Source organism: Corynebacterium sp. Marseille-Q2823 (assembly GCF_903645345.1).
Lineage (GTDB): Bacteria > Actinomycetota > Actinomycetes > Mycobacteriales > Mycobacteriaceae > Corynebacterium > Corynebacterium hiratae.
Genome location: NZ_CAHJXS010000008.1, coordinates 70,967 through 83,786, shown reverse-complemented (window position 1 = coordinate 83,786; position 12,820 = coordinate 70,967). Strand labels below are relative to the sequence as shown.

The following is a 12,820-nucleotide window of genomic DNA, read 5'->3' as shown; positions in this document are numbered from 1 at the left end:
GCGTGCCGCTATACATTCCTATACAAAACTTCTCTACACTGTCGAAACATGACTATTTCCTCACATTTGTCGGAGCTTGACTCCCTGAGCGCCGACACCACCGCAGGCAAGATCGCTGAACTGAAGAGGCGTCGCGAAGCAGCGGCGCAGCCCATGGGCGAACAGGCCCACGAAAAAGTCCGCGCCCAGGGCCGCCTCACCGCCCGGGATCGCTTGGACTACCTCCTCGATGAAGGTTCCTTCGTCGAGACTGACATGCTCGCCGTGCACCGCACCACGGACTTCGGCATGGGCAAGAAGCGCCCGGTCACTGACGGCATCGTCACCGGCTGGGGCACCATCGACGGCCGCGAGGTCTGCATCTTCTCCCAGGACGGAACCGTCTTCGGCGGAGCCCTCGGCGAGGTCTACGGCGAGAAGATGATCAAGATCATGGAGCTGTCCATCACCACCGGCCGTCCGCTCATCGGCCTGTACGAAGGCGCCGGCGCCCGAATCCAGGACGGTGCCGTCTCCCTGGACTGGATTGCCAAGACCTTCTACCAAAACGTCAAGGCCTCCGGCGTCGTCCCGCAGATCTCCGTCATCATGGGCGCGTGCGCCGGCGGCAACGCCTACTCCCCTGCGCTGACCGACTTCGTCGTGATGGTGGATGAGAAGTCCAAGATGTTCGTCACCGGGCCCGACGTCATCAAGACCGTCACCGGCGAGGAGATCTCCCAAGAGGAACTCGGCGGCGCCGGAGTCCACATGCACAAGTCGGGCACCTCGCACTACACCGCTTCTAGCGACGAGGAAGCACTGGATTGGGTCCACGACCTGCTGACCTACCTGCCTTCCAATAACCGCCAGCTGACCCCGGCTGAGCCCTACGAGGAGCTGGGCGAAGAGACTGCCAATGACCTCCTGCTGGATGAAATCATCCCGGACTCCCCGAACCAGCCCTATGACGTCAAGGAAGTCATCGAAACCCTCACCGATGACGGCGATTACCTGGAGATCCAGGCTGATCGCGCCGATAACGTGGTGACCGCCTTCGGCCGCATCGAGGGCCAGACCGTGGGTTTTGTGGCTAACCAACCGCAGGTTTTCGCCGGCTGCCTCGACATTGATTCCTCCGAGAAGGCCGCCCGCTTCGTGCGCACCTGCGATGCCTTTAACATCCCGATCATCATGCTGGTCGACGTTCCCGGCTTCCTCCCCGGCGCCGATCAGGAACACGATGGCATCCTGCGCCGCGGCGCCAAGCTTCTCTACGCCTACGCTGAAGCCACGGTTCCGAAGATCACCGTCACCCTGCGCAAGGCCTACGGTGGTGCCTACTGCGTGATGGGTTCCAAGGGTCTCGGCGCGGACGTCAACCTGGCGTGGCCCACCGCCCAGATCGCCGTCATGGGCGCGGCCGGCGCCGTCGGCTTCATCTACCGCAAGGAGATCAAGGCAGCCCACGAAAAGGGCCTCGACGTGGCTGAGCTGACCAAGTCCTTCGAGCGCGAGTATGAAGACCACATGCTCAACCCGTATAAGGCAGCGGAGCGCGGGCTTATCGACGCCGTCATTCTCCCCTCCGAAACCCGCAGTGCAATTGCCAAAAACTTGTGCTTCTTCGCCGACAAGAACGTCGCGCGCCCGGCGCGTAAGCACGGCAACATCCCGCTCTAACGCGCACTCGGATCGGCACAGATTAGTACAGAAGACGCACTGTATTACACTAGTGTCCCATGACTGACTTGAAGACGACCGCTGGCAAGATCGAGGACCTCAGCGCCAAGCTCACCGAGTCCCGTGCGCCGCAGGGAGAGGTCCCTGCGGCTCGCAGCGCCATCGAGGCGCTCTTCGACGCCGGATCCTTCGTAGAGACCGACGCGCTTGCTCGCCACCGCTCCACCGAGTTCGGCCGCGAGCACGTCCGTCCCTACACCGACGGTGTCGTCACCGGTTTCGGCACCGTGGACGGCCGCAAGGTCTGCGCTTATGCGCAGGACGCCTCGCTGTTCGACGGCACCATGGGCGAGGTCTACGGTGAAAAGGTCACCAAGCTCTACGACCTCGCCATTAAGACCGGTGTGCCCATCGTCGCGCTCGTCGCCAGCGACAAGCCCCGCGCCCAGGAAGGCATCGTCTCCTCCGCCATGCAGGCCCGCATCCTTGCCCGCGCCACCACCGCTTCCGGCCTCATCCCGCAGGTCACGGCGGTCTACGCGGACTCGAAGGAGGCCTCGCTCGTGGCTGCGTTGTCCGATGTCGTTATCGCTCCGGACGGTGACCTGCAGGCGGATGGGGAGCACGAGGTGAGCGTCGCCAAGCGCGTGCTCTCCTACCTGCCCTCGAATAACCGTGCCGCCGCTCCCCGCACCGAGGCCACCATCGTGTCGGGTTCGGTGGAGGAGAACATCACCGACGCCGACCATGCCCTCGATACCCTCGTGGGCGATGACGGCGCCGTCGATCTCGCCGACGTGGTCACCGCCACCTGTGAGGATGTCTTTGAGCTCGGCGCCCAGGTGCGCGGTGTCTTCACCGGTTTCGGTCGCGTCGAGGGACGCACGGTGGGCATCATCGCTAACCGCGACACCCTCGATGCCGCAGCCGCCGCTAAGGCCGCGCGTTTCATCCGACTGTGCGATGCCTTCAATACTCCTATCATCGAGTTCGTCGATACTCCGGCACTGGACGTGGAGAAGGCGGCGCTGGCCAAGCTGGTGCACGCCTACTCCGCGGCGAGCGTGGGCAAGATCAGCGTCATCGTCCGCCGCGCGCACGGTACCGGATACATCGCCTTCGGCTCCAAGGAGCTCGGCGCGGATCTGTCCTATGCATGGCCGACGGCCGAGATCGCCGTGGCCGATGCCCCCGCACTGGCCTCCGAGCTGGAGCTAAGCGAGGAGGAGGCCGCAGCCTACCTGACCCCGTACCAGGCCGCTGAGCGCGGTCTCGTCGATTCCGTTATTACCCCGGCAGCCACGCGTGGCTCCCTCATTGAGGGCCTGCGTCTGCTGGATCGCAAGATTATTCCGACCCTGCCGAAGAAGCACGGCAATATTGTTTTGTAGAGGTGTCCAATGACCGCTTCCCTGTTTACCGTTCTGCGCGGCAACCCCACCGACGCTGAGGTGGCGGCCCTGTCCACGGTGCTCAGCCAGCTCGACTCTGAGGCGCGCGCCAAGGCCGCCGATACCCGCTCTGAGCGCGACCTGTGGGGACAGCCGGGTGACGTATTCAACCCGTCCGCTTTCCGCAACGTCCGCTACTACTAAACACATGCGCCTAGTACTGGCCTCCCAGTCCCCCTCCCGCCTGTCCATCCTGCGGGGTGCGGGCGTGGAACCCGTCATCGCCCCGGCTCACGTGGACGAGCGCGCCATCGAGGAGCGCCTGGCGGGTGCTGAGCCCGCCGAGATCGTCTGCGCCCTGGCTGCTGCGAAGGCGGAGGCCATTGCTGCCGACTATCCCGAGGACGTCGTGGTGGGTGGGGATTCAATGCTGCTTCTCGACGGCTCCCTCCAAGGCAAACCCCACACCCCCGAGGCCACCGTGGAGCGCTGGCACGCGCAGGCCGGCCGCGCTGCGGAGCTCATCACCGGTCACTGCGTGCTCTACGGCGAGGAGCGCTTCGTTGAAGCCTCGCGCACGACGGTGCACTTTGCCCAGGCCTCGGACGCCGATATCGAGGCCTACGCCCGCACCGGCGAGCCGCTGGAATGCGCCGGCGCCTTTACCTTGGAAGCCCTCGGCGGCTGGTTCATCGACCGCATTGAGGGCGATCCTTCCTCCGTCATCGGGCTTTCGCTGCCGGTGCTGCGCCGCGCGCTGTATTCCTTTGGGCTCAACGTTTCCGGCTTCTGGGTTTAATCAAACCTATTGACTGGATTTTTAATCACCGATATTATGTGATTCACATTTCACTGCATGCGAGAGAGCGGAATTAGATCCTGCAATCTACAGGTTTTAAATCGCTTCAGGAACTCGCACAGAGCTTAAGTAAGGAATTTGGAGTACACCATGTCCTCATTGCTGCATCAGTAATTTCTATTTGACACACCGCTGCTTTCGACGGGTCAATATTTCACCGCCGAGAGAATTGTCTACCTCGAAAATCCGACGCTGGGTTCATGCTGCGCGCATGAGTTTCCAGTCGCGGTTGTCAAAACATAGAGAGAACCGATGCAAGATCACAATACTACTGGTGGAAATTTTTGGACTATTGTACGCAAGAGTCATCCCGATTACTTACGGTGGTTCTTCGCCGACACAACAAGCGCTTTGGGTTCATCCCTCATTGCCATCCCTGTTTCACTTGCGAGCTTCCACCTCACTGGAAGTCTAAGCCAAGCAGGTCCCATCGGAGCAGCAAGCTCAGCTGGCTCCTTGATCATGACCATCCCAGCCGGAATGATCATTGATCGCTTCGATAAGAAGAATCTGCTTCTCCTTTACGGCCTGAGCCAGATTGCTATCTGGTCTTCCTTTTCCCTCCTCCTCTGCCTGGGTAAATTCACCTTCATCTCCTTATTCTTCTTCAGCTTATTTGCTGGGATGATTACAGGCACCTTCGGAGGGCTAACCAATGCCATTCTGAGATTCATCATCCCAGAGAATTTACTTGTCCAAGCACAAGGCCGTAACCAAACTCGAGACAACATTATCTGGATGGTTGGATTACCCTTAGGAGGCCTCCTTTACGGACTGGCGCCGGTTATTCCTTTTATAACGCAAGCCCTGTCAGGGCTTGGTCCCCTATATGCATCAAAGAGCATCAAAACGAATCTTGGGGAAACCATCAGCGGCCCAAGATATTCATTTAAAGAGTTCTGGTCCGATAGCAAATATTCTTTGGCCTGGATTTGGAAATATCCGGTGCTCCGGGCAATTTTCAGCATCGATCTATGCTCGAATTTTGCCAACTTCTTCCTCATCGCGTCCATAGACCTCTGGCTGGCCTATCTTAAAGTTGATGGCTGGATAATCGGCTTAACTTCAACCATGTTCACCCTTGGCATGATTGTTGGAGGTCTTTTTCAAGACCACCTCATCAAGCGATTACCTGGAAGAAGCATAATACGAGCAACCATGCTCTGGGAATTAATGTGGTATATCTTCCTTCTTTCCTTTTCTCATTATTGGCCGCTGATCGCAGTCGCAGCATTTTTCATCGTCATTCCCTCGATCGCATGTAACTCGTACTCTGGTGGACTACTTGCACTATCTGCACCCCCTGAAAAGATAGGTAAGTGCTCGGCAGGAGCACGCCTCATGATGGGATTACTACCAATAATCGCCTCCGCCAGCGCAGGCGTTCTTCTTTCTACAATTGGTTTTCAGGCAAGCATGGCACTATGTGTTCTGTGCTTGGTTATCTCTTGCTTGATAGTGGCGGGTTCAGTCTTACGCGCACTACCTAAAGCAGCCGAGTTCAATTCCCTCCCAGTTCTCGAGTAACCCTTATGACGTATACGAACGCTTCAAGGCCTTCGCAGCGCCAGTCGGAGCTCAGCCTTAGCCTCGAGTGGTCGTACCCAAGCTTGTCCCCTCTGGTGGCCTCACTGCCACATGGCTAGAGTGGGGCGGCATGGAAATGAAAGACATGCTCGCTCCCCCACCCATCAATCTGCCCGCCGATCCGGGTGCTGACAGCACCGCTGATCTCACCGCAGGAATTGTCGCCCACCCAGATTCCCCGCTGCTGTGGGCGCTGCTGGCGGAGCAAGAACTAGACAAGAACAAGGGCGCTGAGCCCACCGCATTCATCACCGCCTACGCCTATGCGCGCACCGGCTACCACCGCAGCCTCGACCGCCTGCGCGGCAATGGTTGGAAGGGCTGGGGCCCTGTCCCCTTCTCCCACGAACCAAACCAAGGCGTACTGCGCGCGATTGCCGCACTGGGCCATGCCGCGAAGGCCATCGGTGAGGACGCAGAATATGACCGCATCCGCCAGATGCTCTCCGATGCCGACCCCGAGTGCGTCGCTACGCTACTGGATTAAGCACATGGTTCTAGTCACCTGGTTCTACTCAAAAGGTTTAGTTGGAGGCAAGTAAACCACCTAGGAGGCCACAGATGGTTTGTTTGGGGGGCACATGAACCATCTGACCTGAACCATATGACTGAAACCAACTGTGGTGGCTACCGGAATTCTCAGACAGCCCCTCCTACATGTAAAAATCCCGCGGACCTCGAATGTGAGGCCGCGGGATTAGCGTGTCTGCGAAAAGCGCAGCTCGTGAGACTACCTATTCCTTATCGCTATCGCTATCCGCCTGAGAGACAAGGTCTCCGGTGTTCTGCGCGGTGCGGATGTTCGCCACGAAGAACTCCAAGATCAAGCGGAACTGAATGACGTAGAAAAGGAACGCGATTCCGCCACCGATGACAGCGCCAAGGAACGTCAAGAATCCGATGAGAAAGCTGTCAGCGAAAGCAAAGAAGGAGAAGAGGATCATTCCCGCCCATGCTGCCCCTGCCACGATGACGAGCAGCAGGTAGATGAAGGAGGAGAACTTCAGGGTGACGAAGTCATTGAAGGAGAAGTCAAACAACGCCTTGAAGAAGCCAGCGCCCTTGGAGGGGCTGCCGCCCTGTGAATTCTGCTGTGGGTAGTCCTGCTGCGGGGAGGCGGCAAAGGGCGAGTTGTTTTGCTGACCAAAGCCCTGCTGATCCTGCGTGCCGAAAGCCTGCTGCTCTTGGGCGCCGAAACCTTGCTGGCCTTGTGCCCCAAATCCTTGGTTCTGTTGGGGGTAGCCACCAAAGCCGGAGTTGGAGTGGGAAGCCGGGGTTCCAAAGCCCTCTCCCGACTGCTGCCCAAAGCCATGGTCTTGGTGCGACTCCGACGGGGTGCCATAGCCATAACCCTGGTTAGAAAATCCCTGACTGCCATAACCTTGGTTGTCGCCATACCCTTGGTTGTCGTAGCCCTGATTACCGTAGTTCTGGCCGCCATAGCTCTGGTTCGAGTTCACGGAGTCCGCAGCGTGATCAGCACCAGCGTTGTGATCGGCCCCAGAGTTATGCTCGGCGCTGGAGTTCTGCGCCGCACCCGCGTCGCTGTCGGCATTGTAGGAGCCGTAGGAAGCGCCAAAGGTACCGTGAGAGGCTTGGGAATCCTGCCCGCCGAAGGTTTCGGAAGCAGGGGCAGAGGAGCTGGAAGTGTGCTCGGTGCCCGACTCCGTGCTGTTCTTCGTTGAATCATAGGCCGAGTCCGCGGCGGAATCGGAGGGCGCATTAAAGCCCGAACCGGACGCGTCAAAGCCGCGATTCTCAGCATCCGGCTGCGCACCCTGGGGAGCGGAATAACCGAATCCAGACGAGTCGGCGGAGCCCTCGGAGTAGTCGCCGTATCCTGCCTGGCCACCCCAGCCGAAACCGGAGTTCAATGCCTGGCTACCCCACGCGGACGCAGCGTCATCGTTGCCTGACTGGGAGTTATCGTAACCGCCGAAGCTGCCGTACCCGTTGTTCCCGGCGTTCTCACCGCTGGAACCGTTGACGTGGTTATCGCTGTTATCGCCGTTCTCACCAAACTGGTTGGGGTTCGTCATTTTTCGTTAGACCTTTCGGAGAATCATCGAAATTCGCAGCGCGCTACAGCACTACACTGGCGTAATTTTTACCCCTCCGAACGTACCTGAGATCTCGCTCACCGGCAGCGCGGCTTGGGGAACACGCCCCAGAAAACGACAGTTCCCCCGCCGCAGGCGGGGGAACAATCACAAGCTTGTGCTCAAAGACTAGTGCGCAGCAACGCGCTTAGGCGTGCTTGGCCTCCACGCGCTTGATGGCCTCAGCAGCCACCTTCTCCTGGATGCCCATGTCCAGCTCAGAGGTGAAGCCCACGCAGGAGCAGTTGATTTCACCAAGGACGTAGGTGTCCTCGCCGTTCTCGCCGTCAGCCAGCATGAAGTCTGCGGTCCAGATCAGCGGGATATTGTCGCCACCGAGCTTCTCAGCGATGACCGGGCGGACCTCCGCGAACATGTCGACCAGCTCCTGCCACTCCTCCGGCTTCTGGTAGGTGTACTTGGCACCGGAGAACAGGGTGGCGGAGAAGGCGTCGCCGCCCTCAGCCGGCTTCTTGTGCACCACGAAGACCGGGTCCGGGCCCACCAGAAGAATGCGGATCTCGCCCTCAACAATGCGCGGCATGAAGCGCATGTCCACGAGCATGCCGTTGTCACCCACGATGTACTGGTCGCAGAAGTCCATGAACTCGCCGAGCTCGCGCTCCTCAGTGTGGTTGTCCACAGCCTCGGTGCACTTGATCTTGGTGTCGAGCGGCAGTGCGGTGCCCGGCTCGACGGACTCGGCCAGTTTCTCGTCGGCAAGGCGCACGCGCCAAATGCCGGAGCCGGTGGAACCGCGGTTCTGCTTGAGCACGCGCTCGCCGTAGGACAGCGAGGACGGGAAGGTCTTGTGGAAGGACTCGACGTCGTAGTAAGCGGCGGTGTCAGCCGGAACCAGGTCCGTGTCATTGAGCTTGACCAGGGCGTCTTTGGCACCGTAGGCCATCATCTCGTACGGGGTGGACATGCCGACCAGTCCTGCCTCGGACAGTTTGGTGAGCAGATCGAAGTAGCCCTTCTCACCGCCCGGAATGTTGCCCGGGTTCACGCGAGAGATGTAAGCATCGAAGTTCTCAGATACGTATTCGAAGAGCTTCTCAGACCACTCAGGGCGGTAGAACACGACCTCGGCGTGCCAACCTGCATCCTTGATGCAGTCGACGATCGGCATGGTGTCCTTACGGTGTCCGTTGATCTGCTTATCGGATCCACCCTCAACTTCGAAGACGACGATTGCTTTGTGCACAGTGATTCCCTTCCACTAGGGGGTTAGTGAGTGTCACTTCTTAAAATAACCCAGGTTGGACCCTCGCGCTCACCTAGAAAAACACCCCCGAAAAGGAATAAAATGCAAGCGTACCGCACTTTTTGGCCGCTGACCTGCATACTTGTTATAACCAGTGAACGTGCAGCAGCGCTAACCGCAGAAGAAATGTATCCAACACCACAAATGTGCCTCCCCCGTGACCACATGTCCGCCCAGCACGCTAGAGTTGAACCGAACGTCCCCTCTCAACGAGAAAGGCAGGTGGACCGTGGCCGAATTCGACCCGAATCCCCCTTTCCAGGAATACGCGCACCCCGAGCGTCTCGTGTCCGCACCGTGGCTTTCCGCGCGACTGGGCATCAACGGCCTCCACGTCATCGAGGTTGATGAGGACTCACTCCTCTACGACATCGGCCACATCCCCACCGCGATCCGCATCAACGTCCAAACTGAGCTGCTCGACAGCACAACGAGGGACATCATCAGCGCAGAGGACTTCACCGCACTCCTCCGCTCCAAGGGCATTGAGCGCGACGATACCGTCGTCCTCTACGGCGACAAGTCCAACTGGTGGGCCGCTTTCGCACTGTGGGTCTTCGAGCTCTATGGCCACGAGGACGTGCGGCTTCTCGACGGTGGACGGGACGCCTGGATGTCCGAAGAACGCGACACCTCCTTCATGGTCCCCGAGCCTTCTGCTTCCTCCTATCCGGAGGTTTCCCGCGAGGAATCCTCGCGCATTTTCGTCGACGAGCTGCGTGACTCCTCCGCCACGGTGGTTGACACCCGTAGCCCAGAGGAGTTCTGTGGCGAGGCCGCCCACAAGACTGGGGCCGGTGAGTCCGCCTACGGCACCACAATGACCCACGGCCACATTCCCGGCGCCATCAACCTCGAGTGGGACCGCGCGATTTACCCGAACGGCTGCTTCCGCGCGCTGAGCGAGTTGAAGGTCAACTACGGCGAGCTCGAGCCAGCAACGGAGACCGTCCTCTACTCCCACGTCGGAGCCCAAGCCGCGCACACATGGTTCGTCCTCAAGTACCTGCTCGGATTCGAGGCACCCCGTGTCTACGACGGCTCGTGGGCAGAATGGGGCAACATGGTTCGCATGCCCGTTGAGCGCTAGCAACACGCCGATATAAGCCCGCATCCGCGCTGGTGCGGGTTTATTTTTTGACACGAAACCAAGATGTGAAGGTATCCTCATGTTTTGGTGTGCAAGAATAGTACGCAGTCCTATCACAAATCATGGAGGAGGGTTCCTGCCGTGGCAGTTGAAACCAAGAACATCACCAAGGTCCTCGTGGCCAACCGCGGTGAGATTGCGGTCCGCGTTATCCGCGCGGCTCGCGACGCCAACATTGCATCCGTAGCGGTCTACGCCGAGCCCGATGCCGATGCCCCATTCGTCACGCTTGCCGACGAAGCCTTTGCACTCGGCGGCCAGACTTCCGCGGAGTCATACCTCGACTTCGGCAAGATTCTCGACGCCGCCTCCAAATCCGGCGCCGACGCCATCCACCCCGGCTACGGCTTCCTCTCCGAGAACGCCGAGTTTGCTCAGGCCGTCATCGACGCCGGCCTGATCTGGATCGGCCCATCCCCGGAATCCATCGCGGAACTGGGTGACAAGGTCACCGCCCGCCACATCGCCGAGCGCGCTGACGCTCCTATGGCACCGGGCACCAAGGATCCCGTCGCCAGCGCAGAAGAAGTCGAAGCCTTCGCCGATGAGCACGGCCTCCCCGTTGCCATCAAGGCCGCCTTCGGCGGCGGTGGCCGCGGCATGAAGGTCGCGCACACCCGCGAGGAGATCAAGGACCTCTTCGAATCCGCCACCCGCGAGGCCGTTACCGCTTTCGGCCGCGGAGAGTGCTTCGTCGAGCGCTACCTGGATAAGGCCCGCCACGTCGAGGCCCAGGTCCTCGCCGACCAGCACGGCAACGTCGTCGTCATGGGCACCCGTGACTGCTCCCTGCAGCGCCGCTTCCAGAAGCTCGTCGAGGAGGCCCCTGCCCCCTTCCTTACCGATGAGCAGCGCGCCTCCATCCACGAGTCGGCCAAGCGCATCTGCCGCGAGGCCGGCTACTACGGTGCCGGCACCGTGGAATACCTCGTAGGTGCGGACGGACTCATCTCCTTCCTCGAGGTCAACACCCGCCTCCAGGTGGAGCACCCCGTTACTGAGGAGACCACCGGCTTCGACCTGGTGCGCGAGCAGTTCCGCATTGCTGAGGGGCGTGAGCTCTCCATCTCCGAGGATCCCGCCCCGCGCGGCCACGCCATCGAGTTCCGCATCAACGGCGAGGACGCCGCCGCGGGCTTCATGCCGGCTCCTGGAACCGTCGTCACCTACTCCGAGCCTTCCGGTCCGGGTGTGCGCATGGATTCCGGCGTGCGCGAAGGTTCCGTTATTGGCGGCCAGTTCGACTCCATGCTGGCCAAGCTCATCGTCTGGGGACCGGATCGTGCCACCGCCATCGCGCGCGCACGCCGCGCCCTGGCTGAGTACCGCATCGAGGGCCTGCCCACCGTTATCCCCTTCCACCAGGCCATCCTCACCGATCCCGCCTTCACCGCCGAGGACGGCAACTTCACGGTCTACACCAAGTGGATCGAGGAAGAGTGGGTCAACGAGCTTCCCGCATACACCGACCCCGCCGAAGCACCCGAGGACGAGGAACAGGAAGCTTCCCAGAAGTTCGTCGTCGAGGTGGGCGGCCGCCGCATCGAGGTGGCTTTGCCGGGCAACCTGCTCTTGGGCGGTGGTAGCAAGCGCAAGAAGTCGAAGAAGCGTCGTGGCAAGGGAGCGTCGGCAAGCGTGTCCGGTGACACCGTGACCGCACCGATGCAGGGCAGCGTCATCAAGGTCGCCGTCGAGGAAGGCCAGGAAGTGGAAGAGGGCGAGGTCGTCGTCGTCCTCGAGGCCATGAAGATGGAAAACCCCGTCAAGGCCCACAAGTCCGGCACCGTGGCCGACCTCAAGGTATCCACCGGCACGCAGATCAACAAGGGCGAGCCGATTCTGGAGATCAAGTAATTTGCCGGTGCTTCCTTGCGGCCAGGGAGCACTGCAATAACCTTGCTTCAGTCAGCAACGTTACGTACTCTCTGTCCGTGATACCCCGGTGGAGCTCTGCTCCGGGTCACTGGCCCGCTGAGTACTACTTACCGGGGTGCTGACTTGTCGCTCTGGGGGGGATGCAACAGTGGCGCATCAGGATAGCGCCACCCACGCCCCCTCGAGTCACTCTGTGAGTAGCTAAATTCAGAGATCAAGTAGCCTCGAAAGGCATGAGCGTTAACGATTCCGAGTTCGGCGTACGGTTGGCCAAGGAGCACGACCGTACCTACCTCTCCCGCCTTCTTTTCCTCGCCGATGTCCTCGGTGACGAGGACGCCCATATCGGGGATTTCCACACACCTGACGTAGGGCTGTACATCGATGAATGGTCTCCCCATGTCGACGGCGGCGTCATCGCAGTCTCCAGCCACCGCGTTCCCGTCGGTGGTGCGTGGCTGCGCTACTACACCACTGAAGCGAAGGGTGCCGCCTACACCGGCAACCCCGAGGCAGATCCTTTTGATGAGTCCCAGTGGGCCACCGACCTAGATCCGGAGGAAATCCCCGAGCTCTTCATTGCTGTGGAGTCCCGCTACAGGGGCCTCGGCGCTGGACGACGCCTCCTGCGCAACACCTGCGACCTGGCCGAAGCCCAAGAGGCTCCTGCGGTATCGCTGTGGATTGAGCCGGAGAACAGCGGTGCCCGCAAGCTATATGAATCCGAAGGCTTCGTCGACATCGACATCCCGGGCCGCCCGGATGCCCACGTGATGCTCAAGCGCTTCTAGTACCGCAAGCCGACAAAGGGTGTCGACTATACTCGACACCTTCGTCGGCGCGCCGACGGCAGCGCCAAGAGCGACGTTGCTCACCCGCCTATAACCTAGGTCGGGTCACAACGACCGTTTCCGTAGAACGCTGCACGTA

General features: G+C 60.4%; 11 protein-coding genes. 9 read left to right on the top strand and 2 right to left on the bottom strand.

Features of this window, described 5'->3' with window-relative positions:
- Window positions 1-48: 48 nt before the first annotated feature.
- The 6 genes from HWX44_RS09920 (at window position 49) to HWX44_RS09895 (ending at window position 5,986) form a co-directional block, all read left to right on the top strand.
- The gene (locus HWX44_RS09920; RefSeq protein WP_175974443.1) at window positions 49-1,662 is read left to right on the top strand and encodes an acyl-CoA carboxylase subunit beta; all 1,614 of its coding nucleotides are present in this window, start codon (window positions 49-51) and stop codon (window positions 1,660-1,662) included.
- Between the two features lie 59 nt (window positions 1,663-1,721).
- A complete protein-coding gene (locus HWX44_RS09915) occupies window positions 1,722-3,053 on the top strand; it encodes a carboxyl transferase domain-containing protein (RefSeq protein WP_175974441.1) in 1,332 nt (443 codons plus the stop codon).
- Between the two features lie 9 nt (window positions 3,054-3,062).
- The gene (locus HWX44_RS09910; RefSeq protein WP_046647024.1) at window positions 3,063-3,257 is read left to right on the top strand and encodes an acyl-CoA carboxylase subunit epsilon; all 195 of its coding nucleotides are present in this window, start codon (window positions 3,063-3,065) and stop codon (window positions 3,255-3,257) included.
- A 4-nt stretch (window positions 3,258-3,261) separates the two neighbouring features.
- Window positions 3,262-3,852, top strand: coding sequence for a Maf family protein (locus HWX44_RS09905; RefSeq protein WP_046647025.1), 591 nt, complete (start codon window positions 3,262-3,264; stop codon window positions 3,850-3,852).
- 312 nt (window positions 3,853-4,164) lie between these two features.
- Window positions 4,165-5,439: an MFS transporter gene (locus HWX44_RS09900; RefSeq protein WP_175974439.1), complete on the top strand. Its 1,275-nt coding sequence runs from the start codon at window positions 4,165-4,167 to the stop codon at window positions 5,437-5,439.
- 130 nt (window positions 5,440-5,569) lie between these two features.
- The gene (locus HWX44_RS09895) at window positions 5,570-5,986 is read left to right on the top strand and encodes a DUF3151 domain-containing protein (protein ID WP_070511468.1); all 417 of its coding nucleotides are present in this window, start codon (window positions 5,570-5,572) and stop codon (window positions 5,984-5,986) included.
- A gap of 247 nt (window positions 5,987-6,233) precedes the next feature.
- Here the strand turns inward: HWX44_RS09895 and HWX44_RS09890 are convergent, their stop codons facing one another.
- Window positions 6,234-7,538, bottom strand: coding sequence for a DUF4282 domain-containing protein (locus HWX44_RS09890; RefSeq protein ID WP_175974437.1), 1,305 nt, complete (start codon window positions 7,536-7,538; stop codon window positions 6,234-6,236).
- Between the two features lie 208 nt (window positions 7,539-7,746).
- A complete protein-coding gene (locus HWX44_RS09885; protein WP_175974435.1) occupies window positions 7,747-8,805 on the bottom strand; it encodes a Cj0069 family protein in 1,059 nt (352 codons plus the stop codon).
- A 289-nt stretch (window positions 8,806-9,094) separates the two neighbouring features.
- On the opposite strand from HWX44_RS09885, the gene HWX44_RS09880 reads away from it, so the two are divergent.
- From HWX44_RS09880 to HWX44_RS09870, 3 genes are all read left to right on the top strand, one after another.
- The gene (locus HWX44_RS09880) at window positions 9,095-9,955 is read left to right on the top strand and encodes a sulfurtransferase (protein WP_175974433.1); all 861 of its coding nucleotides are present in this window, start codon (window positions 9,095-9,097) and stop codon (window positions 9,953-9,955) included.
- Between the two features lie 141 nt (window positions 9,956-10,096).
- A complete protein-coding gene (locus HWX44_RS09875; protein WP_102234260.1) occupies window positions 10,097-11,869 on the top strand; it encodes an ATP-binding protein in 1,773 nt (590 codons plus the stop codon).
- 254 nt (window positions 11,870-12,123) lie between these two features.
- The gene (locus HWX44_RS09870; RefSeq protein WP_049154352.1) at window positions 12,124-12,681 is read left to right on the top strand and encodes a GNAT family N-acetyltransferase; all 558 of its coding nucleotides are present in this window, start codon (window positions 12,124-12,126) and stop codon (window positions 12,679-12,681) included.
- Window positions 12,682-12,820 lie beyond the last annotated feature (139 nt).

Coding starts and splice junctions, on each gene's coding strand:
- HWX44_RS09900 (WP_175974439.1), top strand. CDS start 4,165: ATGCAAGATCACAATACTACTGGTGGAAATTTTTGGACTATTGTACGC.
- HWX44_RS09890 (WP_175974437.1), bottom strand. CDS start 7,538: ATGACGAACCCCAACCAGTTTGGTGAGAACGGCGATAACAGCGATAAC.
- HWX44_RS09920 (WP_175974443.1), top strand. CDS start 49: ATGACTATTTCCTCACATTTGTCGGAGCTTGACTCCCTGAGCGCCGAC.
- HWX44_RS09870 (WP_049154352.1), top strand. CDS start 12,124: ATGAGCGTTAACGATTCCGAGTTCGGCGTACGGTTGGCCAAGGAGCAC.
- HWX44_RS09910 (WP_046647024.1), top strand. CDS start 3,063: ATGACCGCTTCCCTGTTTACCGTTCTGCGCGGCAACCCCACCGACGCT.
- HWX44_RS09905 (WP_046647025.1), top strand. CDS start 3,262: ATGCGCCTAGTACTGGCCTCCCAGTCCCCCTCCCGCCTGTCCATCCTG.
- HWX44_RS09915 (WP_175974441.1), top strand. CDS start 1,722: ATGACTGACTTGAAGACGACCGCTGGCAAGATCGAGGACCTCAGCGCC.
- HWX44_RS09895 (WP_070511468.1), top strand. CDS start 5,570: ATGGAAATGAAAGACATGCTCGCTCCCCCACCCATCAATCTGCCCGCC.